The organism is Halomonas sp. BMC6, from assembly GCF_964204995.1.
In the GTDB taxonomy this organism is placed as follows: domain Bacteria; phylum Pseudomonadota; class Gammaproteobacteria; order Pseudomonadales; family Halomonadaceae; genus Vreelandella.
In genome coordinates this window covers 1829704-1850328 of record NZ_CAXNSH010000001.1, presented here as the reverse complement: position 1 = coordinate 1850328, position 20625 = coordinate 1829704, and the positions used below count along the sequence as shown (strand labels likewise).

The 20625-nt window shown below is 58.8% G+C and carries 19 protein-coding genes and 6 tRNA genes; 11 read left to right on the top strand and 14 right to left on the bottom strand.

Annotated features, from left to right (window positions below; all coding sequences use genetic code 11):
- Positions 1-22: 22 nt before the first annotated feature.
- From AB6K10_RS08775 to AB6K10_RS08760, 4 genes are all read right to left on the bottom strand, one after another.
- Positions 23-583: a nitroreductase family protein gene (locus tag AB6K10_RS08775; RefSeq protein WP_253017112.1), complete on the bottom strand. Its 561-nt coding sequence runs from the start codon at positions 581-583 to the stop codon at positions 23-25.
- Positions 584-611: 28 nt separating this feature from the next.
- Positions 612-1445, bottom strand: a complete 834-nt coding sequence (gene queF / locus AB6K10_RS08770; RefSeq protein WP_339118461.1) for an NADPH-dependent 7-cyano-7-deazaguanine reductase QueF — start codon at positions 1443-1445, stop codon at positions 612-614.
- Between the two features lie 62 nt (positions 1446-1507).
- On the bottom strand, positions 1508-2281 hold the full coding sequence (locus AB6K10_RS08765; RefSeq protein ID WP_339118460.1) for an ABC transporter permease: 774 nt from the start codon (positions 2279-2281) through the stop codon (positions 1508-1510).
- Positions 2278-3240 carry an ABC transporter ATP-binding protein gene (locus AB6K10_RS08760; RefSeq protein ID WP_339118459.1) on the bottom strand — a complete coding sequence of 321 codons (963 nt, stop codon included), beginning with the start codon at positions 3238-3240 and terminating at the stop codon, positions 2278-2280. Before AB6K10_RS08760 ends, AB6K10_RS08765 begins: the two co-directional genes overlap by 4 nt.
- Positions 3241-3516: 276 nt before the next feature.
- Here AB6K10_RS08760 and AB6K10_RS08755 point away from each other — a divergent pair, with 276 nt between their 5' ends.
- Complete coding sequence (locus tag AB6K10_RS08755; RefSeq protein WP_339118458.1) at positions 3517-5145, top strand: methyl-accepting chemotaxis protein; 1629 nt, start codon at positions 3517-3519, stop codon at positions 5143-5145.
- 145 nt (positions 5146-5290) lie between these two features.
- Here AB6K10_RS08755 and AB6K10_RS08750 read toward each other — a convergent pair.
- The 6 genes from AB6K10_RS08750 to AB6K10_RS08725 form a co-directional block, all read right to left on the bottom strand.
- Positions 5291-5365: transfer RNA gene (locus AB6K10_RS08750), tRNA-Gly, on the bottom strand.
- Between the two features lie 31 nt (positions 5366-5396).
- Positions 5397-5472, bottom strand: a tRNA-Glu gene (locus AB6K10_RS08745).
- Between the two features lie 4 nt (positions 5473-5476).
- Positions 5477-5551: transfer RNA gene (locus tag AB6K10_RS08740), tRNA-Gly, on the bottom strand.
- A gap of 42 nt (positions 5552-5593) precedes the next feature.
- Positions 5594-5669: transfer RNA gene (locus AB6K10_RS08735), tRNA-Glu, on the bottom strand.
- Positions 5670-5673: 4 nt separating this feature from the next.
- Positions 5674-5748 (bottom strand) — tRNA-Gly (locus AB6K10_RS08730).
- A 25-nt stretch (positions 5749-5773) separates the two neighbouring features.
- A tRNA-Glu gene (locus AB6K10_RS08725) sits at positions 5774-5849 on the bottom strand.
- A gap of 361 nt (positions 5850-6210) precedes the next feature.
- On the opposite strand from AB6K10_RS08725, the gene AB6K10_RS08720 reads away from it, so the two are divergent.
- From AB6K10_RS08720 to htpX, 8 genes are all read left to right on the top strand, one after another.
- Positions 6211-7314 carry a TRAP transporter substrate-binding protein DctP gene (locus AB6K10_RS08720; protein WP_339118457.1) on the top strand — a complete coding sequence of 368 codons (1104 nt, stop codon included), beginning with the start codon at positions 6211-6213 and terminating at the stop codon, positions 7312-7314.
- A gap of 1 nt (position 7315) precedes the next feature.
- On the top strand, positions 7316-7825 hold the full coding sequence (locus tag AB6K10_RS08715) for a TRAP transporter small permease subunit (RefSeq protein ID WP_083026565.1): 510 nt from the start codon (positions 7316-7318) through the stop codon (positions 7823-7825).
- A gap of 3 nt (positions 7826-7828) precedes the next feature.
- Positions 7829-9154, top strand: coding sequence for a TRAP transporter large permease subunit (locus AB6K10_RS08710; RefSeq protein WP_339118456.1), 1326 nt, complete (start codon positions 7829-7831; stop codon positions 9152-9154).
- 27 nt (positions 9155-9181) lie between these two features.
- A complete protein-coding gene (locus AB6K10_RS08705) occupies positions 9182-10768 on the top strand; it encodes a gamma-glutamyltransferase family protein (protein WP_339118455.1) in 1587 nt (528 codons plus the stop codon).
- A 146-nt stretch (positions 10769-10914) separates the two neighbouring features.
- On the top strand, positions 10915-11313 hold the full coding sequence (gene msrB / locus AB6K10_RS08700) for a peptide-methionine (R)-S-oxide reductase MsrB (RefSeq protein WP_159341593.1): 399 nt from the start codon (positions 10915-10917) through the stop codon (positions 11311-11313).
- A 79-nt stretch (positions 11314-11392) separates the two neighbouring features.
- On the top strand, positions 11393-12346 hold the full coding sequence (ylqF, locus tag AB6K10_RS08695; RefSeq protein ID WP_285262609.1) for a ribosome biogenesis GTPase YlqF: 954 nt from the start codon (positions 11393-11395) through the stop codon (positions 12344-12346).
- Positions 12347-12400: 54 nt separating this feature from the next.
- A complete protein-coding gene (locus AB6K10_RS08690) occupies positions 12401-13648 on the top strand; it encodes a pyridoxal phosphate-dependent aminotransferase (protein ID WP_339118454.1) in 1248 nt (415 codons plus the stop codon).
- A 102-nt stretch (positions 13649-13750) separates the two neighbouring features.
- Positions 13751-14656 carry a protease HtpX gene (gene htpX / locus AB6K10_RS08685; RefSeq protein ID WP_339118453.1) on the top strand — a complete coding sequence of 302 codons (906 nt, stop codon included), beginning with the start codon at positions 13751-13753 and terminating at the stop codon, positions 14654-14656.
- A gap of 76 nt (positions 14657-14732) precedes the next feature.
- Here the strand turns inward: htpX and pdxB are convergent, their stop codons facing one another.
- Positions 14733-15878 carry a 4-phosphoerythronate dehydrogenase PdxB gene (gene pdxB, locus AB6K10_RS08680; RefSeq protein ID WP_339118452.1) on the bottom strand — a complete coding sequence of 382 codons (1146 nt, stop codon included), beginning with the start codon at positions 15876-15878 and terminating at the stop codon, positions 14733-14735.
- 84 nt (positions 15879-15962) lie between these two features.
- Here pdxB and AB6K10_RS08675 point away from each other — a divergent pair, with 84 nt between their 5' ends.
- Positions 15963-16244 (top strand): hypothetical protein, encoded by a 282-nt coding sequence (locus AB6K10_RS08675; protein ID WP_139525487.1) that lies wholly within the window; start codon positions 15963-15965, stop codon positions 16242-16244.
- 34 nt (positions 16245-16278) lie between these two features.
- On the opposite strand, the gene AB6K10_RS08670 is transcribed toward AB6K10_RS08675, so the two are convergent.
- Entirely contained in the window at positions 16279-16614 is a 336-nt protein-coding gene (locus AB6K10_RS08670; RefSeq protein ID WP_339118451.1) for a glutaredoxin family protein, read from the bottom strand.
- 34 nt (positions 16615-16648) lie between these two features.
- Positions 16649-18859, bottom strand: coding sequence for a bifunctional 23S rRNA (guanine(2069)-N(7))-methyltransferase RlmK/23S rRNA (guanine(2445)-N(2))-methyltransferase RlmL (gene rlmKL, locus AB6K10_RS08665; RefSeq protein WP_339118450.1), 2211 nt, complete (start codon positions 18857-18859; stop codon positions 16649-16651).
- A 388-nt stretch (positions 18860-19247) separates the two neighbouring features.
- Between rlmKL and rmf the strand changes: the two genes are divergently transcribed.
- Entirely contained in the window at positions 19248-19457 is a 210-nt protein-coding gene (rmf, locus tag AB6K10_RS08660) for a ribosome modulation factor (RefSeq protein ID WP_159341586.1), read from the top strand.
- A gap of 95 nt (positions 19458-19552) precedes the next feature.
- Here the strand turns inward: rmf and AB6K10_RS08655 are convergent, their stop codons facing one another.
- On the bottom strand, positions 19553-20569 hold the full coding sequence (locus AB6K10_RS08655) for a quinone-dependent dihydroorotate dehydrogenase (protein WP_159341585.1): 1017 nt from the start codon (positions 20567-20569) through the stop codon (positions 19553-19555).
- Between the last annotated feature and the right edge of the window lie 56 nt (positions 20570-20625).

Here is a 20625-nt window from a genome sequence, read left to right as displayed (position 1 = left end):
TCGCTCTCCTTGGCGGCGGCGATTATTGCCAACGTTCGACGAAATCTGCCGTGTCGTGCTGGGGAAGAGGCTTGTGGCGACCGCCCACGCTACCCAGATAGATGAAGGCGACGACCTCGTCTTCTTCCTCAAGCCCTAACCCCTTACGCACCACGGGGTCGAACGCGTATTTTCCGCTGCGCCACATGGCCCCAAGACCGAGCGCATGAGCCGCCAGCAGGATGCCGTGAGCGGCACAACCTGCGGAAATCACCTGCTCCATCTTGGGCACCTTGGGAATATCCGGGGTGACCTTGGCAATCACGGCAATGATCATCGGCGCGCGTAAAGGCTTTTTACGCGCGGCGTTGAGCGTCTCGTCGCTCGCGTGAGGGTCTTCCTGAAACTCCGCTTCGGCAAACAGCTCGCCCAGGCGCTCCCGGCCTTCACCGGTGAATTCGATGAAGCGCCACGGTCGCAGCTCTTTGTGGTCGGGGGCACGAAGCGCCGCTTGATAGATGGCGCTGAGCTGGTCGGCGCTGGGGGCAGGCTCAGCGAGCTTGCCCATGGAGCTACGTTCGTGAAGCAGCGTGAGGGCGTCCATGGTGACTCCTTATCCGTTAGGGTGAGCGTTACTGGCGCGCCAGGCGCAGCGGGCTAGGGGGTGCCAAACCCGGTGTGGCACGCCACGGGCTGATGTCCAAGCCGCCACGACGCACGTAGCGCGCCAACACCAGCAACTCTTCCGGCTTCGCCTGCTGCATTAAATCAGTGAAGATATGCTCGACGCAGTGCTCGTGAAAATCCTGGTGCTGCCGGTAGCCAATCAGGTAGCGCAGTAGCCCTTCTCGGTCGAGCTTGGGGCCTTTATAACGAATCAAGACGCTTCCCCAATCCGGCTGACCGGTCACCGGGCAGTTGGATTTTAGCAGATGCGAATGCAGCGTCTCTTCGACGATCTCATCACTGGCAGTAAGGTGCGTGGCGCTTGGCGTGTAGTCGCTCACCTCGATATCCAGGTCGTCTAAGCACTCCCCTGGCAGGCGCTTGGGCGCCAGTTCACTATCATCAACGCCCAGCAACTCGACGCTAACGCTGGCACCAGCAGCGCGGCTCAAGTCGTGTACCAACGTATTCTCCACCTCGGCTTGGCTGGCAAAGCGGGTTTGGTTGAGGCTGTTGAGGTAGAGCTTCCAAGATTTGGATTCAATCAAATGCGGGGAGCTGGCTGGCAAGCGAAACCGCGCCACCGCGACGATGGGTTTGCCACGCGCGTTGAGCCAAGAGACCTCGAACGCGTGCCACTCGTCTTCGCCGACGAAGGGCAACGCATGCTCGTCGATGCCCAGCGGTGCGCGGTTGGCCGCACGGGGAATGGGGTACAGAAGCCCTGCATCGTACTGCTCTGGGTAAGCGGATTCGCGCCCCAAGGGCGCGTGCTCTAAGGTATCGGGGCGATGTGCCATGGACACTCTCTCAGTCGTGCGATGTCAATAAAGGCATGTCGTTGGGCGGCTGTTGCGGCCCATTAACTACGAATGCCTTTACCGCGTTCCAGCATGGTCAGCGCAACCATGAACAGGACGATAATAAAGGCAAAAATGGCGGCCAGCGCCCAGCCTACCGGAATATCGGAAACGCCCAAAAAACCGTAGCGGAAGACGTTCACCATATACAGAATCGGGTTGAGCATCGAAACGCCCTGCCAGAAATCCGGCAGCATCGAAATCGAATAGAACACACCGCCCAAGTAGGTCAGCGGGGTCAGAATGAACGTCGGCACGATGGAAATATCGTCGAACTTATTCGCCAATAGGGCGTTGATAAAGCCACCTATGGAGAACAGCGCCGAGGTCAGCACGACCACCAGTATCGTCAGCAGCGGATGCTCGACCGTCAAACGGGTGAAGAACAGCGATACCAGCGTCACGATCAGCCCGACGCCCAAACCCCGAGCCATGCCACCCAGAATAAAGCCTGAAAGGATCACGCTATTGGGCATGGGTGACACCATCATCTCTTCGATGGAGCGCTGAAACTTATTGGAGAAGAAGCTGGACGCCACGTTGGAGTAACTGTTGGTGATCACCGACATCATGATCAGCCCTGGCACGATAAAGTCCATGTAGCTGAAGCCGTCCATATCACCAATGCGCGAGCCGATCAGGTTGCCAAAAATGATGAAGTACATGGCCATGGTGATCGATGGCGGCAGCAGCGTTTGCGGCCAGATACGCGTAAAGCGCTTGATCTCTTTGAGCACCAGCGTCCATAGAGCCACCAGAGTTTGCATTGCGTTCATGAGCGGGCCTCCTGCTGTTCACGCTGGTCGATGGCCTGCTGACTGCTCTCTACCATGGAAACGAACATCTCCTCTAAGCGGTTGGCGCGGTTACGCATGGACACCACCTGAATGCCCTGCGCACTCAGCGCACTGAACACATCGTTCAACTGCTGGCCACGGTGAATCACCAGCGCCAGCTGAGACGGCTCGATTTGCTGCAGTTCGAAGCCTTCGAGGGCGGGCACTTGTTCTACCGGCTCGGCCAGATCCAGCAGGAAGGTTTCGGTATCCAGCTCTGCCAGCAGCTCGCGCACGCTCGTATTTCGCACGATCTCACCGTGATTGATGATCGCGATATTACGACACAAGCTCTCGGCTTCTTCGAGGTAGTGCGTGGTGAGGATGATCGTCGTCCCCTCATCACGATTGATACGCCGCATGTACTCCCACATGCTGCGGCGAAGCTCGATATCGACCCCGGCGGTAGGCTCGTCGAGGATCAGCAGTTTGGGGCGGTGCATCAAGGCACGCGCAATCATCAGGCGGCGTTTCATGCCACCCGAGAGCATCCGCGCGCTGCCGTTTCGCTTTTCCCATAGCCCTAAGTCAGTCAAGAGCTGCTTGGCGCGAGGCAGCGCTTCGCTGCGCTTCATGCCGTAATAGCCCGCCTGGGCCAGTGCGATATCCAGCACCTTTTCGAACTGGTTGAAGTTGAACTCCTGGGGCACCACGCCAAGCTGATATTTCGCTTTGGCGAAGTCTTTGTCGATGTCGATCCCAAAAATCGACACCTTGCCCGCCGTTTTCTGCACTAGCGAGCACACCACACCCAGAGTGGTGGACTTTCCCGCCCCATTGGGACCCAGCAGCGCAAAAAAATCGCCCTGCTGGACGTCTAAATCGATACCTTTTAACGCTTGAAAACCGTTGCCATACATCTTGGTAAGGCCACGGATCGACAATGCCGGTTCGGCCATGAACATGTCCTGTCAGCAAGTGGGGAGCAAAAAAGAGCTAGAAGGGAGGATATCGGGGCATGCATATGTTTTTTCAAGTTTGCGGCTTATAACCTCTGAACCACCACTTCCATGCCCCTGATTTTTCTCTATTTAGCACTACATTAGGTGACACTTTGCCACGCTATTGCTGCGGTAGCGCCTCGATTAATACTTTAGTATTAGCCCAGTGCCCGCCTGCCCAGGCAGCGGCACTTCAAGGGAACATACTGACCATATAAGCGAGCCTAACCGATAATGAGCACCGCCATTACGTCGTCACCCGTCGCTAACACTCACCCGTCATCAGGGTCGACTGCTTCCGCACAAAAAGGGCTGGCCGCCCTACCGCTGCGTCGCCAGCGTCTGCTGGGCGTCGCCATTTTATGGCTGATTCTGGCCATAATGATTGCGATCAACGCGTTTCAAAGCCGCGCGCTACTTTACGCCGAGCGCGAGCAGCGCATGGTCACCGCCGTGGATATCGCCGTGTCTACGCTGGAGCATTACCATCAGCTTGCCGAACAGGGCCAGCTCTCCATGCCAGAAGCGCAGCGACAAGCCTTCAACACCCTACGCGACGTGCGCTTCGGCGAAGAGGACAACTATCTGTTCGCGTTCAACGGCAGCCTGCGCATGCTTGCCCACCCAAGCCGTGACGTAGGAGAGGATATTTCGCAAGTCAAAGACCCCGAGGGGACGCTGATCTTCCAAACCATTCTGGATAATACGCAGCAAACCGGCAGTGGCTTTACCGAGTACTTCTCCAACTTTGCTCGTGGGGGCGACGCCAAACCCAAAGTGCGCGCTTACTCAGCCGCCTTTACGCCGTGGGATGTCTACGTGGCAAGCGGCGTCTTCGTGGGTGACGTCAGTAGCACCATCATGCGCCAGCTCGTCAAAAGCATCTTGGTCGGCATCGTGGCAGGCGCGCTGGTCACGCTGGCCTTTTGGGGCATGATCTCACTCATTCTGCGCCGGCTGGGCGGAGAGCCACGCTACGCTGCGGGTGTGGTATCGCGCATCGCCCAGGGCGACTTGACTGCCCCCGTAACGCTTCACCCCAACGACACGAGCAGCCTGCTGTATGACATTCGACAAATGCGCGACAAGCTGCGCGATGCGATGCAAGAGATTCACTCCACCAGCACCGCTGTGGATCATAACGCGGGCGATATCGCTGCGGGCAACCAGGAACTGTCATCGCGAACCGAACAGCAGGCTGCTGCGTTACAGCAAACGTCCTCCAGCATGGAAGAAGTGACCGCTACCGTCCGTCAAACGGCCGACAGCGTGCAACAAGCCAAAGAGCTGGTGCGCAGCGCAGGTGAAACATCTCAAGCGGGTCAGAAAGCCATCGGCGACGCCGTGGCGTCCATGAAAGAGATCACGGCCGAAGCGGACAAAATCACCGAGATCGTCACGCTGATCGACAGCATCGCGTTTCAGACCAACATTCTGGCCCTCAACGCCTCTGTCGAGGCCGCCCGGGCGGGTGAACATGGCCGCGGTTTCGCGGTGGTGGCCGGTGAAGTGCGCCAGCTAGCCAACCGCTCGGCCAACGCGGCTCATGAGATCAAAGGCTTGATCCATACCTCCAACGCCCAGGTCAGCAACGGCGCCACCTTAGTAGATACCGCTAAACAGCGCATGCAGGATATCGATCAGCACATACAGCGGGTCAACGACCTATTCACTGACATCACTGCCGCCACCCATGAACAAACGCGCGGTATCGAGCAGATCAACGTCGCCATTGCTCAGTTGGATCAGGCCACGCAGGACAACGCCGCCATGGTGCAGCAGACCGCCACATCTGCCCACGACCTGAAGCAGCGCTCCCAATCGCTCAACAGCGTCGTCGGCCACTTCACCTTGGTGGATTGACCCGCCGGCTGCCCAGGCCGTTGGCCTGGGCACGCACCTGCCATCTGCATCGCTTGACGCAAATCACGGGCACACAAAAATCCCGCTTCGAGGCGGCATCAAAAAAATCTTCTAGGGAGATATAAAAAACAGGAAGGAGTTTGCATGGAGCGGGAAAAGAGATTCGAACTCTCGACCCTCGCCTTGGCAAGGCGATGCTCTACCACTGAGCTATTCCCGCACTGCAAACATGCTACACGCTTAAGAGTGAGTGGCGTCCCATAGGGGGTTCGAACCCCTGTTCCCGCCGTGAAAGGGCGGTGTCCTAGACCACTAGACGAATGGGACGTGCTGGAGCGGGAAAAGAGATTCGAACTCTCGACCCTCGCCTTGGCAAGGCGATGCTCTACCACTGAGCTATTCCCGCTAAACAAGCTGTCTCACTACACAAGCATTTTTGCCATCGGATTGGCGTCCCATAGGGGGTTCGAACCCCTGTTCCCGCCGTGAAAGGGCGGTGTCCTAGACCACTAGACGAATGGGACGTGCTGGAGCGGGAAAAGAGATTCGAACTCTCGACCCTCGCCTTGGCAAGGCGATGCTCTACCACTGAGCTATTCCCGCAACTCCGATACCTTAACGACTTAATTGGCGTCCCATAGGGGGTTCGAACCCCTGTTCCCGCCGTGAAAGGGCGGTGTCCTAGACCACTAGACGAATGGGACGTTTCATTGCCTCGTCGAGGTGGCGCGTATATTACTCAGAGCAGGGGGTGAGTGTCAAGCACTCTGATATCAAAACATTAATTAACGAATCATGAGAGGTGACCACCCTACGCAGCGACTGCGCAATCGTAGTGCTTATCAAGGAGGGTACGCCTCGTTTCCGCATCATCGCGGTGCATTTCCCTTCTTCGTGCGCCAGTAGTAGCCCAACCTTCCCATGGCAAAGTAACGATAAACCGGCAAAAATCTTTCATTTAAAATAAAATCGATTTTTTGGCACACCCCTTGCAAACGCCTTTAGTGAACGAACGACGTGACTGATCCGCTAACTCTCGTTTCTCTTGACGGCTTGAGGTGCCCTATGTCCTTTACCCGACGCAAGTTTCTTACCACCGCTGCATTGACCTCCACGGCTGGCTTGGTGCTTGGCGCACCCAGCGTGGCCACCGCTCAATCCGCCGAGCGCTTCAACTGGCGCATGACCAACGCCTACAGCCCCGGCTCGCCCTTCTATGTCGAAGGTCCCGGCAGCCCCACCGATGTGATCGCCAAAATCAATGCCATGTCTGGCGGGCGCTTGAACATTCAACACTTTTCCGCGGGCGAACTGATTCCTGCCCTGGAAGGCTTCGAAGCCGTACAAAGCGGCACCATTCAAATGAATGCGGCCAACAGCTACTTTTGGTCGGGCACCACGTTCGCTGCCCAGTACTTCACCACCGTGCCCTTCGGCATGAGCTTCATGGGCCACATGGCTTGGCTCTACCACGGCGGCGGTTTAGAGCTGTGGGAAGAGGTCTACGCGCCTTACGGCATGATCGCCCTGCCGCTCAACAACACCGGCGTGCAGATGACCGGCTGGTTCCGTGAGCCGATTGAAGACATCGGCCAATTGAACGGCCTACGCATGCGCGTACCTGGCCTGGCAGGCAAGGTGTACTCAGCCCTGGGTGTCGATGCCCGCGTACTGCCCGGCGGTGAAATTTTCCCAGCCCTGGAACGTGGCGTGATTGACGCCGCTGAATTCGTTGGCCCTTACCAAGACCGCCGCATGGGGCTGCAAAATGCGGCCAAGTTCTACCACACCACCGGCTGGCACGAGCCTTCCACTACCGGCGAGCTGCTGATTTCCAAGCAGCACTGGGACGAACTGCCTGATGACCTGAAGATGATCGTGAAGAGCGCCTGTATGGCCGCCTGTCTGGAAAGCGTGACGTGGTCAGAAGCGGTGAACGGCGAAGCGATGACCGACCTTGTTGATAACCACGGCGTGACCGCCAGCATGCTCCCGGAACCCGTAGTGAGCGCCCTGCGCGAAGCCACCATGGACACACTGGCCACCGAAGCCAACGCCGACCCACTAGTGCGCAAAGTACACGATAGCTATATGGCCTTTAAGGCCAACCATGACCGCTGGGCAGGCGCCAGCGAACGTGCCTGGTTAAACGACATTATTGGGGTGTGATATGCAAGCCGTGGAACGTGTTGTCCACGGGATCGAAGCGGTGGTCCGGCTGTTTGGCTGGATCGCCGCTTGGACCTGCGTGGTACTAGTGGCCCTGGTCGCGGGCGATGTGGTGATGCGCTACTTTTTCAGCATTGGCGCCGTATGGCTTCAAGAGCTGCAGTGGCATTTAATCTCCCCCATTGCTCTGTTTGGTATGTCGTATCTGCTGTTCATGGGCGAACAGGTGCGGGTCGATGTGTTTTATGAGCGCTTCCCAGTGGCGCTACAGCGGGTGATTGAAGTGATTGGTGGCCTGCTGCTGCTCGCCATGGGGCTGTATATCGCTTGGCTCACGCTGCCCTGGGTGGAACAGTCCTACCTACGTAACGAAGCTTCCCCCAACCCTGGCGGCCTACCGCTTCGCTGGGTGCTCAAAGCCCTGATCCCCTTTGGCTTTCTCTTATTGGCAATGCAGGGCCTCGCCCACGCGCTGCGCCAAGGGTTTGCCCTTCCAAGCCGAGGTGAATAACGCATGTCTCCTAATGAGTGGCTCGCGATCGGCATGATCGCCGCTTTTTTTATATTGCTGATCATTGGTATACCGGTGGCCATCAGCATTGCCGTCACCGCCTTTGTGTTTGGCTATTTGGGCTTTGGCCCAATGCTGTTCAACCTGTTGCCGTCACGCATTTATGGGGTAGTGACGAACTACACCTTTATGGCGATACCGCTATTCGTATTTATGGGGGTCATGCTAGAGAAGTCGAAACTGGCCGAAGAGTTGATCGACGTGATTGGCCACCTGTTCGGTGGGATTTCCGGCGGTATGGGCGTGGCGATTATTTTCGTGGGTGTACTGTTAGGAGCGGCCACCGGTATCGTGGGTGCCACCATCGTCACACTTGGCCTGCTCACCCTGCCCACCCTGCTGCGCCGAGGCTATCCCAAACCGTTGGCCACCGGCATGATCTGCGCATCAGGTACGCTGGGGCAAATTATCCCACCTAGTTTGGTACTGATTCTCTTAGCAGAAATCCTCGGCGAATCCGTAGGCACCATGTTTGCCGCCGCGATGGTGCCTGGCTTGGCGCTGGCAGGCATCTACATCGTGGCCATTTTAGTAGTAGCCCAGCTCTACCCCGGCATGATGCCGCCCATTCCCGCTGAAGAGCGGGCCCAGCTCAGCAAGAAACGGCTGCTGTATAAAGTGGTCACCGTGGTCGGCCCACCGGTAGGGCTAGTATTTGCGGTCTTGGGCTCCATCATTGGCGGTATTGCCGCCCCAACCGAAGCTGCGGCAATGGGCGCGCTAGGGGCGCTGGTGTTTGTTGCCTGCTCTGGCCGCTTAACCGTATCGCTATTGAGCGACGTGGCCAAAGCGACGCTGGTGATCTCCGCCATGGTGTTCTTTATTTTGATCAGCGCTCAGGTGTTCGGGCTCGCGTTCCGGGGCTTGGGTGGCGAGCACTTGGTCGCACGGATGTTTGAGTGGGTGCCTGGTGGCGAAGTCAGCGCCCTGCTGTTCATGCTGCTGCTGATGTTTGTACTTGGCTTTTTTCTGGAGTGGATTGAGATTAGCTATATCGCCCTGCCGCTCTTTTTACCCTTCTTCGTACAGATGGGCGTGGATATGGTGTGGCTAGGCATTTTGGTGGGACTGGTGCTACAAACGTCGTTTCTAACCCCACCGTTTGGCTGGTCGCTGTTTTTCTTGAAAGGCGTGGCGCCTAAAGAAGTCTCCACCCTGAATATCTATAAAGGGGCGCTGCCGTTTATCGGGCTACAGTTTTTAGCCGTGGCGCTGGTGTTTATCTTTCCAAGCATTGCCACGTGGCTACCCAATGCCATTGGCTGGTAACCACAACCAATAACAAAGGACTTTTCAATGCTCCATACCCAACGTAGTTACGGCGGCAGCTGTGTTGCCCCGCATCACCTTGCCGCTAGCGCCGGTCGCGATGTATTAAAGCAAGGCGGCAATGCCGTCGAAGCCATGGTTGCCGCGGCGGCGGCCATCGCCGTGGTCTACCCGCACATGAATGCCTTGGGGGGCGATGGCTTTTGGCTGATTCACGAGCCGGGCAAAGCGCCGGTGGCCATCGACGCTTGTGGCCCCGCTGCACAGCTAGCCAACGGCGATTTTTATGCCGGCGAGTCGCAGATCCCGGAACGTGGGCCAAAAGCCGCGCTGACCATGGCGGGCACCATTAGCGGTTGGCAGGAAGCGCTCAACGTAGCGGCGGGCTGGGGTAACGCGCTGCCGCTGCCCACGCTGCTGGCCGATGCCATTCGCCATGCCGATGAGGGCGTGGCCGTCTCACAGAGCCAGGAAACGCTTACCGCCAAACACTTGGAGCGCTTGCGCCAAAGCCCCGGCTTTAGCGATGCCCTGCTGCTTAACGGCCAAGTTCCCCGTGAAGGCGAGCGCCTGCGCCAGCCGCGCTTGGCTAATACGTTAAAGCGCTTGGCCAGTGCCGGGCTGGATGATTTCTACCGGGGCGAGCTTGCCGCCAGCATGGCGAAGGAGTTAGAGGCACTCGGCAGCCCGCTGCGCTTAGCCGATTTTCACGCCTACCGCGCTCAGCAAGTCACACCGCTGCACGTACAACTCAATGACGCTACGCTGTATAACCTGCCCGCACCGACGCAAGGCATGGCGTCGCTGATGATTTTGGGCATTTACGAGCGTATCAAAGCCGCCGAGCCCAACGGCTTTGACCACCTGCATGGGCTGATTGAAGCTACCAAACGCGCCTTCATGCTGCGCGACCGCTATGTCACCGACCCACACCGAGTGCCCACGCCGCTGCAGGCGCTGCTCAGCGACGAACGCCTTAGCGCAGAAGTCGCCGAAATTGATGCCGCCCAAGCACTGCCTTGGCCTTACGAGCCCGCGCCCGGCGACACTATTTGGATGGGCACCGTCGACAGCGAAGGCCGCTCGGTGAGCTTTATTCAAAGCATCTACTGGGAGTTTGGTAGCGGCGTGGTACTGCCTGAAAGCGGCGTGCTATGGCAGAACCGTGGCATTAGTTTTTCGCTCGACCCAGACGATTTACGCGGCTTAGCCCCGGGACGCAAACCCTTCCATACGCTCAACCCGGCACTGGCACTGTTCAACGATGGCCGCACCATGGTGTACGGCACCATGGGCGGCGAAGGCCAACCGCAAACCCAGGCGGCGGTGTTCTCCCGCTACGCGCTGCACGGCATTCCGCTGCAACAGGCCATCACCGCCCCGCGTTGGTTGCTAGGCCGCACCTGGGGCGAAACGAGTACCAATCTCAAGCTGGAAAAACGCTTCGATGATGAGCTGGTCGCGGCGCTGGCCACGGCGGGCCACGATGTCGAGGTTTTGCCCGACGCCTTCAGCGACACCATGGGCCACGCGGGCGGCATCGTGCGCCACCCAGACGGGCTGATCGAGAGCGCTCACGACCCACGCAGCAACGGCGGTGCCGCTAGCGTATAAAGCCCACTGGCGAATTTGGCGAGTTTCGCACATGCTGAACTAGGATGGTCGGCCTATTGTCATTAGCCACAGCGCGGCCTAACGATGATAGGCTAGCCGACCTAGATAGCCTCTGATGAACGGCAACCAGAGGGAGAGGAGACCCCATGGCGAAAATAGAAAAATCCCCCGACGAATGGCGCAAGCAGCTCACCCCAGAGCAGTACCGGGTCGCCCGGGAGAAAGGCACCGAACGGCCATTTACCGGTGACTACCAAGTGAGCGATGCCCAAGGTATCTATCACTGTGTTTGCTGCCACGCACCGCTATTTGAAAACGAGCACAAATTCGACGCGGGCTGCGGCTGGCCAAGCTTTGACCGGCCGCTAGGAACGCGCTGCGTCGAGGAGCACCGCGACACCTCCCACGGCATGATTCGCACCGAAGTGGTCTGCTCTCACTGCGATGCCCACCTGGGCCACGTCTTCCCGGACGGGCCGCCAGACACCACCGGCTTGCGCTACTGCATCAACTCCGTCTCGTTGGAGTTCCACCCCGACGAGTAACCCCTGAAAGGAAGCACGGCAAGGCGGGCACCATCTGCTAGAATGGGCGCCCGCTTTTTTGTGCTTGTAGGAGAAACCCATGCTCGGCTGGTTCCCCGGACATATGAACAAGGCCCGCCGCCAGATCAAGGACGCGCTGCCGGAAATTGATGTGGTGATCGAGGTGCTCGATGCGCGCCTGCCCTACTCCAGCGCCAACCCCATGCTGGCCGAGCTGACCCGCCATAAGCCGGTGCTGAAAATTCTTTCCCGCGCGGATTTGGCAGACCCCACCCGTACCGACGAGTGGGTCGCCTTTTTCGATGCCCAGGAAGACACCCGCGCCCTGGCGATTACCACCACTAACACCCGCGAGCTAAAAAAAATTCCCAAGCTCTGCCACGAGCTGGCCGGTGCAGTGCGCGCCGACCGCGACGTGCGCGTGATGGTGATGGGCATTCCCAACGTAGGGAAATCGACGCTGATTAACGGCCTAGCCGGGCGCAAAATTGCCAAAACCGGCAACGAGCCTGCGGTGACCAAGCGCCAGCAAAAAGTGCGTATTGATGGCCGAGTAGCGCTCATCGACACCCCTGGGGTGCTCTGGCCCAAAATCGAAGACCAGGCCAGCGCCTACCGCTTGGCGGCCAGCGGCGCGATTCGTGATACCGCCATTGAGTATACCGATGTGGCTATTGTTGCCAGCGCGGAGCTCGCCAAACGCTACCCTGCCGAGCTCACCGCCCGCTACAAGCTGAAAGAACTGCCCACCTACGAAGCCCCCGTGGTGGAGGAAGTCGACGCCGACGGCCCTAAGAAGCCTGATTTCCTTGCTATTGCCGGGTTTGACGGCCACGCCATCCTCAAAGAGATCGCCGGAAAACGCGGCGGCCTGCGCCCTGGCGGGGAAGTGGACCTGCACCGTGGCGCCGAAGTGCTGCTGCATGAATTGCGCGACGGTAAGCTTGGACGCATCACGCTGGAAACCCCGGCGGACATTCCGCCGCCGCCCGAGCAAAACGACCAAGACAGCCCGGCACCATCCGACGCATAATGAACCGCACAACAGATACTTCCTCGGCACTGGACACTTTTGGATAACGCACCCATGGACACCCCGCAGCCTAGAGACTCACACACGCTGAAAAAATCACACAAACTGCACAACGTTTGCTACGACATTCGCGGCCCGGTCCTCGACCACGCCAAGCGCCTCGAAGAAGAAGGCCAGCGAATCTTGAAGCTCAACATTGGCAACCCGGCACCGTTTGGCTTCGAAGCGCCGGAAGAGATTCTGCAGGATGTGATGCGCAATCTGCCCACTGCCCAGGGCTACTGTGATTCCAAAGGCCTTTACTCTGCCCGCAAGGCGATCATGCAGGAGTGCCAGCGTAAGCAGATTCCTGGGGTGGGTATCGAAGATATCTATATTGGTAACGGCGTTTCCGAGCTGATCGTCATGGCCATGCAGGCGCTGTTGAACGATGGCGACGAAGTGCTGATCCCCGCGCCGGATTACCCGCTCTGGACAGCAGCCGCCCACCTTTCCGGCGGCCACGGCGTGCATTATCTGTGCGACGAGCAAGCCGACTGGGCACCGGATATGGCCGATATTCGTGCCAAAGTCACCAGCCGTACCCGCGCCATTGTGATCATTAACCCCAATAACCCCACCGGTGCGGTCTACCCACCGGAAGTGGTGCGGGAAGTGCTGGATATCGCCCAAGAGCACAATCTGGTGGTGTTCTCCGATGAGATCTACGACAAGATTCTCTATGACGGCGTCGAGCACACTGCTACCGGCGCGCTGGCCGACGATGACCAGCTGGTGATCACCATGAACGGTCTGTCTAAAAGCTACCGCTGCGCGGGCTTTCGCTCTGGCTGGATGACTATTTCCGGCACGCTAGCGAAACAGCGGGCGAAGGACTTTATTCAGGGCCTGACCATGCTGGCCTCGATGCGGCTATGCGCTAACGTTCCTGCCCAGCACGCCATTCAAACGGCGCTAGGCGGTTATCAGTCGATCAACGATTTGATTCTGCCGGGCGGGCGCTTGCTGGCCCAGCGCGACATTACCGTTGAGAAGCTCAACGCGATTCCTGGGGTCTCCTGCGTGACACCCAAAGGCGCGCTCTACGCGTTCCCGCACTTGGACCCCAAGGTGTTCAATATCAAAGACGACCAGCAGTTGGTGCTGGACTTACTCTTGCAGGAGAAAATTCTGCTGGTGCAGGGCACTGCCTTCAACTGGCCAGACCCCGACCACGTGCGTATCGTCACGCTGCCCTGGGCCGACCAGCTGGGTGACGCGCTCGACCGCTTTGCCAATTTCCTGTCTCGCTATCGACAGTAACGATCGACAGAAAAAACAGCGACTTGAAACTGTCATGCAAAGCACGTATCTAAGCCATCAGTCCATTGACACTTGTTATGACCTTGAGGGAGACCCTAACCCATGATGCGAATCGTGCTGTTTCTAGCCACCAACATTGCCGTGCTGCTGGTTGCCAGCATCACGCTGCGACTGTTGGGTGTTGAGAGCTATCTCACTAGCCAGGGCATTAACTTTACCAGCCTACTGATCTTCTGCTTTGTGTTCGGTATGGCGGGCTCGCTGGTATCGCTGTTCATCTCCAAATGGATGGCAAAGCGCTCGACGGGTACCGTGATTATCGAAAACCCGTCGAACTCCACCGAACAGTGGCTGGTGGATACCGTGGCCGAGCTTTCCCGTGAAGCGGGCATTAAAACCCCGGAAGTGGGTATCTTCCCCGCCCAGCAGTCCAATGCTTTTGCCACCGGCTGGAATAAAAACGATGCCCTGGTGGCGGTGTCGGCTGGCTTGCTCAACCGTATGCGCCCTGAAGAAGTCCGCGCGGTGCTGGCCCATGAGATTGGCCACGTGGCTAACGGCGACATGGTGACGCTAGCGCTGATCCAGGGCGTGGTGAACACCTTCGTCATGTTCTTTGCCCGCGTTGTCGCTCACTTGGTCGATAGCTTCCTGAAAAGCCGCAGCGACGGCGAAGGTGGCCTAGGCTTCATGGGCTACTTTGCAGTGGTGATGGTCGCTGAGATCGTCTTTGGTATCGTTGCGTCGGCCATCGTGGCCTGGTTCTCCCGCTACCGCGAGTACCGTGCCGACGAAGCGGGTGCCCGCTTGGCTGGCACTGGTGCGATGGTCAACGCCTTGGCACGCCTGAAAGCCGAAACCGAGATGCCCGATCAAATGCCGGACACCCTGCGCGCGATGGCCATCACCAAAGGTCAGACCCGCTCGCTGGTCGAGCAGCTGTTCGCCAGCCACCCGCCGCTGGATGACCGCATTCGCGCCCTAAAAGAAGCCGCGTACCGTCAGTAAGCTGTGAGCGCTCAATAAAATACGCCAAGGCCCGCCAATGCGGGCCTTGTGCATTTAAACAAACGCATAAGGTGGGTTAGCCGCAGCGCACCTGAAAACCGGCTGCCTGCAACGATGGCTGCAACGTCACTGCGTCGCTCTCTAGGCAAATGGTGAGCGTAGCGAACTCGCGGCGCAGCGGGTAATTAGCGCGGCAGCTATCAAAGCCCTTGGCAACTCCCTGGTGCATCACCTGACGCTGCAGCGCATCGTGGTCGCGGCGCACGTCATACACGGCCCGCGCGCAGAGCCGAAGTACCTCTTCCACCGGCAGTGCGCTCTGCAGCGTTAGGGTGGCCAGCGCTGGCGGCGGGCAGAGTTCGCTAAACGGCATGCTGCCTGACTGGCCCAACTGCGCTGCCAACGCTTGCTGAATCATCCAGGTGCCGCGTAGCTTGCCGTCCAGGCTGTGCCCGGCAATATGCGGCGTCGCTAAAGTGACCAAATCACGCAGCCCCGCATCAATGCCCGGCTCGTCTTCCCAAACGTCCAACACGGCGGTGATATCGCCCTTCCCTGCCAAACGGCTACGCAGCGCTAGGCCATCAATGCAGTCGCCACGCCCAGCGTTTAGCAGCAGCGTACCAGGGGCCAGCTCGTTGATGCGCTGGGCGTTCAGCAGTTGGTAGGTGGCGTGAGAGCCAGCCTTCACCAGCGGGGTGTGCAGACAAATCACGTCGCACTCATCAATCAGTTTATCGAGTGACACAAAGCCACTTGCGCCCTCTTGTTCTGCTCTGGGTGGATCGCACACCCGTACCGCCACGCCAAGCCCCTGTAAACGGCGCTGTAAGCGGCTACCCACGTTGCCTGCCCCGACGATACCCACGGTTCGCTCCAACAGCGGCCAGCCGTCTCGCTCGCTCACCGTCAGCAGGCTACTCAGCACATAGTCCACCACCGCTTCCGCATTGCATCCCGGGGCGCTGGCAAAGCCAATATCGCGCTCTTTGAGATAATCGAGATCGATATGGTCGGTACCTATGGTGCAGGTGCCCACAAAACGTACCGGGCTGTTCGCCAGCAGTGCGCGATTCACCTGAGTGATGGAGCGCACGATCAGCGCATCGGCGTTTTTCACGTCTGCCGCTCGGATCTCACGGCCCGGCAGGCGGTGCAGCAACCCTAGGCCTCCAAAACAGGCGTCGGCAGCGGGGATATTAGCGTCGATAACAAGTTTCATAGGCGTTTTGGTATCCGGGCTTTACAATACGCCCGCAATGGCTTGCTGTGCAGGCGTGATCAAGCAGTGGTTAAGGAGATGGTTGTGATCGTACGCTGGGAAACCGACCATGACTATGTGTTGGTGCATATTCACCAGGATATGTTCGGCGACTGGATTTTCAGCCGCGCCTGGGGGCAAATCGGCACCCAGTTTGGCGGGTTGAAACACCAGTTGGCGGACACTCTGGAGCAAGCAGAGATGTGGCTAGAGGATGAAACGACGATTCAATCCTCACGCGGGTTTCGCAAAGTGCTGGAAGCCGCCGACCATACACCGGAAGGCCAAGAAGCGATGCGCCAGCTGTCGCTATTAGACGCGCTCTGACGCATCACCCTTTTAGACGACTCTCCCCGCTTCATTAGCCTAAGAAGCGCCGCCCGTTGCGCTGATGCGCCCCCACAGGAGGCGCGTGTTCTGGCGGCGTGGTGAGCGCGGCAAGTGCCGCCTCATCCAACCAGCCCCGCTCGTTCAACCAGTGGCTTAAACGCACCACATCGAAGCCGCGATCCAGCTCAACCCCGTTGGCATCCACCAGTACCGGAATCCGCGTGCCGTATTGCTCCACCAGAGCGTCGTCGTCGCTGATCTCGATGTGGTGCAACCTCACCTCTTGATTAGCCAGTGTGGCCACCAGCGCCTCTAGCTGGGCGCACAAATGGCACCCCAGCGTCGTGTAAATCGATAGTTCAATCATCGCCCTTGCTCTTTATCGGCTCAGGAGGAGTGGCTCATGAAGAGTGGCGCAGCAAAAACACGTGGTGCAGGTTGGTGCGCCGCTGGAAATCCGGGTCGAAGGTGCGCGTGGTGATCTCCTCTACCGCATAGCGCTCGCTTAGCGCTTCATCCAGCTTAAAGCGCCGCTGGTTGTTGGAGAACACCAGCGTGCCGCCGGGGGCCAGGCGTGCCATGGCCAGTTCCACCAAACGCGGATGGTCGCGCTGCACATCCAGCGTGTCGCGCATCTTCTTCGAGTTCGAGAAGGTCGGCGGATCCATAAAGATCAGATCAAACTGCGCGTTGGCGGTTTCCAGCCAGCGGAAGCAGTCATCCCGCACCACGCGGTGCAGCCTAGGGTCAAGCTTGTTGAGCGCAAAGTTGTCCCGCGCCCACTCCAAGTAGGTGTTGGACATATCCACGCTGACGCTGTCGCTGGCCCCGCCCAGCGCGGCTTGCACGGTGGCCGTCGCGGTATAGCAGAACAAGTTGAGAAAGCGCTTGCCGCTGGCCATCTCGCCGAGCATCCGACGTACCGGACGGTGATCCAGAAACAGGCCGGTATCCAAGTAATCGCGCAGGTTGACCCATAGCCGAGCGCTGCCTTCCTGCACTTCAAAACGCTCGCCGCTGGCATCGCGCTTTTGGTACTGGGCCGCACCGGTTTGCCGCTCGCGGCGCTTGACGTAAATCTTACTGGGGTCGACACCCAGCGCCTCGGGCAGCACGTCCAGGGCATCGAACAGCCGTTTTTGCGCCTGCGCCGGATTAATAGAGCTGGGTGCCGCGTACTCCTGCACATGCACGCGGTCGCCGTAACGATCCACCGCCAGCGCGTATTCCGGCATATCGGCATCGTAAATGCGGTAGCAGGTCTCACCGCTCTGCTTCAGCCATTTTTTCAGACGTTTCTGGTTTTTCGCTAGACGATTGGCAAACATTTGCGCATTTTCCGACACCGCCGGTTTTACCGTACGGCTTGCCTGAGGCACTACGCCCGCGTCTGTCGGCTCACCGCTCTTCTCAGGCGCAGGGCGGGAGCTGCCAATCTCCATTAAAAGCAGTTTGGCATCCAGCGCGCCGTTTTTCAGTGCGTACTGTTTATGGGCACGCAGGCCTAAGCGGTGGCCAAGATCCGGGTTGCCGGTAAACAGCGCCAGCGTCCAGCCTGGGAACAGCGCCTTGGCTTTTTCACCTAGTTGGGCATAGAGCCGCACCAGTTCCGGCAGCTCGCCCAAGCGCTCGCCGTAGGGCGGGTTGGTGATCATTAGCCCCTGCTCGGCGGTCAGGGTGTCTGGTCGGCTCAGTTGAGCCAGACTCTGACCGTGGAGCGTAATTAACGCCGGAATGCCCGCCCGCATGGCATTAGACTTGGCGGCAGTCAGTGCTGCCGGGCTTTGATCGAAGCCCAACAGTTCCGTTTTGCAGCGTTTTCGGCCAATGGAGGCGCGCGCTTCGGCTTCGCGTTTTAACTCACTCCACACAGCGTCTTGATGGCCTGCCCAGCCGTGAAAGCCAAACCGCTCGCGGTTCAGGTTAGGGGCTTGGTCAGCCGCCATCAGCGCCGCTTCGATCAGCAGCGTTCCTGCCCCACATAGCGGATCGATCAATGGCTCGCCCGCTTTGGCCCGCTCCGGCCAGCCGGCCCGCACCAGCAGCGCCGCTGCCAGGTTCTCTTTAAGCGGCGCGTGGCCCACATCGCGGCGGTAGCCACGGCGGTGCAGGCTCTCGCCAGAGAGATCAATCCCCAGGCTCAGATTGGCCCGGTGCAGGTGGGCGTAAATACGCAGGTCGGGGGTTTTGGTATCGACATTGGGCCGTTCTTGACCGGCCAGCTGCAGCGCATCCACCACGCCATCTTTCACCGTTTGTGCGCCGAAGCGCGTGTGGCGAATATGGTCGCTGCGGCCATGAAAATCCACGGCCAGGGTCTTGCCGGGGGCAAGATGCTGGCTCCAGGCGATGCGCGCAACCACGTCGCGCACCTGCTCGGCGGTCTCTATCATCGCTTCACGCGCCAATAGCAGAATCACGCGGTTCGCTAGGCGGGACCATAAACAAACCCGGTAGGCAGTGGCTTGATCGGCAGAAAAATAGACCCCCGCCACAGTGGTTTTACCCGGTTCGGCGCCCAGGGCCGACAGTTCATCCGCCAGCAGGCCTTCGATGCCTTTGGGGCAGGTCGCCAGGAGATTAAGAGGGGCAGTTTGGCTCAGCTCGGTCATGATGATCGCCGCGCGTAACCGCGCGATATTCCTATATATGGCAAATGAATGTATGTCTTATGACAATTTGATGGTCGACAAGTGACCCCATCATGGTCTAACAATAAGAGGGTAGCTACTAAAAACGCATGCGTTGCTTGTCAGGGTCTCTATCGTGTCTGTTTCAAAACGCCGATAACGACCCATGGCTTGTCTGAGCTTGCCGCTTCGCCCGTTCAGCACGTGAGTGCTAGGCATTAGCGCTGAGGCAGCAGCTCGCTCTTGAACTTGAAGTCACCTCTCGAAGTGGAGTTGGCAATCCTGGTAAAGCGCGCCTGCGGGCCTGCTGTTACCACGTTGCCTTACGCACTGCTTCTTATCAAAGGCTTTCATGCAAAGAGGTTAGCCAATGAAACGACAAAAACGTGATCGCTTCCAACGGGCTTATGTTCACGGCTACAAAGCGGGCATTACGGGTCGCTCCCGTGATGATTGTCCCAGTCAAGATGTCAATTTACGCGAGTATTGGATGAGCGGTTGGCGTGAAGGTCGCGGCGACCAGTGGGATGGAATGATCGGCGTTTCCGGCATTCACAAAAACCCCATGGTCATGACCTAGTTTATTTACCTTTTACCCAAACATTGGAGACGGAGCCCGCTACCAAGCGGGCTTTTTATCGTCTCAACACCACGTATCCTCTCAACACTGCGGTGTTAGCCCTGCTGCTTTAGCGCCTCGACACACTGCCTCACCAGACCAGGCCCTTGGTAGATCAGCCCTGAGTAGAGTTGTACGACATCCGCTCCCGCGGCTATTTTCGCCCTGGCCGCCTCGCCGCTATCGATACCGCCTACGCCAATGATCGGCAGCATCGGCAGATGTGCGCGCAGCAAACGGATGACCGTATTGGATGCCTCGAACACCGGCTTACCCGAAAGTCCCCCAGCCTCTTGGGCTTGAGGGTCGTCCTGCACGGCGTCACGGGAGACGGTGGTATTGGTCGCAATCACGCCGTCCAGCTCGTTGCGCGCAATGCTGCCAGCCACCAGCGCGACTTCCTCTTCGCTCATGTCCGGTGCGATTTTTACCAGCAGCGGCACGTTTCGGCCTGCTTGGCCGTTCAGCTCTCGGCTTTTCTCACGAATCGGCCCCAGCAGCGCGTCTAACTGTTCGCCAAACTGCAGCGTGCGTAGCCCCGGCGTATTGGGTGACGAGATATTCACCGCAATGTAGTCTGCCGCGCCATGTACGGCGTCGAGGCACAGCAGGTAATCATCCAAGGCATGCTCTACCGATGTCGTCAGATTCTTACCGATGTTGATACCGACAATGCCGTTGTAGTGGCGCTTTTTGACCTGGGCAACGAGATGCGCCACCCCTTTGTTGTTGAACCCGAAGCGGTTGATGATCGCCTCATGCCCAGCCAGCCGAAACAGGCGTGGTTTCGGGTTGCCCGGTTGGGCTTTGGGCGTCACGGTGCCCACTTCCACAAAACCAAACCCCAGCTCGCCCAGCGCATCGAGATGGTCGGCGTTCTTATCCAGCCCGGCGGCCAGCCCGACCCGATTAGGAAAACGTAACCCCATGAGTTCGATAGGGTCACTCACCGGCTCACCATACAGCCGCTGAATACCGCCCACTTTGTGCAACGCGTCGAGCGCGTTCAGCGCCATGCCATGGGTGGTTTCGGGGTCCAGGCGAAACAGCAGCGAGCGGGCAATTGGGTACATCGGCAAGACTCTCCTAAGCGGTGGGCGACATGCGGGCGGGCGCAGTATAGCGCACA

Coding starts and splice junctions, on each gene's coding strand:
- AB6K10_RS08775 (WP_253017112.1), bottom strand. CDS start 583: ATGGACGCCCTCACGCTGCTTCACGAACGTAGCTCCATGGGCAAGCTC.
- queF (WP_339118461.1), bottom strand. CDS start 1,445: ATGGCACATCGCCCCGATACCTTAGAGCACGCGCCCTTGGGGCGCGAA.
- AB6K10_RS08765 (WP_339118460.1), bottom strand. CDS start 2,281: ATGAACGCAATGCAAACTCTGGTGGCTCTATGGACGCTGGTGCTCAAA.
- AB6K10_RS08760 (WP_339118459.1), bottom strand. CDS start 3,240: ATGGCCGAACCGGCATTGTCGATCCGTGGCCTTACCAAGATGTATGGC.
- AB6K10_RS08755 (WP_339118458.1), top strand. CDS start 3,517: ATGAGCACCGCCATTACGTCGTCACCCGTCGCTAACACTCACCCGTCA.
- AB6K10_RS08720 (WP_339118457.1), top strand. CDS start 6,211: ATGTCCTTTACCCGACGCAAGTTTCTTACCACCGCTGCATTGACCTCC.
- AB6K10_RS08715 (WP_083026565.1), top strand. CDS start 7,316: ATGCAAGCCGTGGAACGTGTTGTCCACGGGATCGAAGCGGTGGTCCGG.
- AB6K10_RS08710 (WP_339118456.1), top strand. CDS start 7,829: ATGTCTCCTAATGAGTGGCTCGCGATCGGCATGATCGCCGCTTTTTTT.
- AB6K10_RS08705 (WP_339118455.1), top strand. CDS start 9,182: ATGCTCCATACCCAACGTAGTTACGGCGGCAGCTGTGTTGCCCCGCAT.
- msrB (WP_159341593.1), top strand. CDS start 10,915: ATGGCGAAAATAGAAAAATCCCCCGACGAATGGCGCAAGCAGCTCACC.
- ylqF (WP_285262609.1), top strand. CDS start 11,393: ATGCTCGGCTGGTTCCCCGGACATATGAACAAGGCCCGCCGCCAGATC.
- AB6K10_RS08690 (WP_339118454.1), top strand. CDS start 12,401: ATGGACACCCCGCAGCCTAGAGACTCACACACGCTGAAAAAATCACAC.
- htpX (WP_339118453.1), top strand. CDS start 13,751: ATGATGCGAATCGTGCTGTTTCTAGCCACCAACATTGCCGTGCTGCTG.
- pdxB (WP_339118452.1), bottom strand. CDS start 15,878: ATGAAACTTGTTATCGACGCTAATATCCCCGCTGCCGACGCCTGTTTT.
- AB6K10_RS08670 (WP_339118451.1), bottom strand. CDS start 16,614: ATGATTGAACTATCGATTTACACGACGCTGGGGTGCCATTTGTGCGCC.
- rlmKL (WP_339118450.1), bottom strand. CDS start 18,859: ATGACCGAGCTGAGCCAAACTGCCCCTCTTAATCTCCTGGCGACCTGC.
- rmf (WP_159341586.1), top strand. CDS start 19,248: ATGAAACGACAAAAACGTGATCGCTTCCAACGGGCTTATGTTCACGGC.
- AB6K10_RS08655 (WP_159341585.1), bottom strand. CDS start 20,569: ATGTACCCAATTGCCCGCTCGCTGCTGTTTCGCCTGGACCCCGAAACC.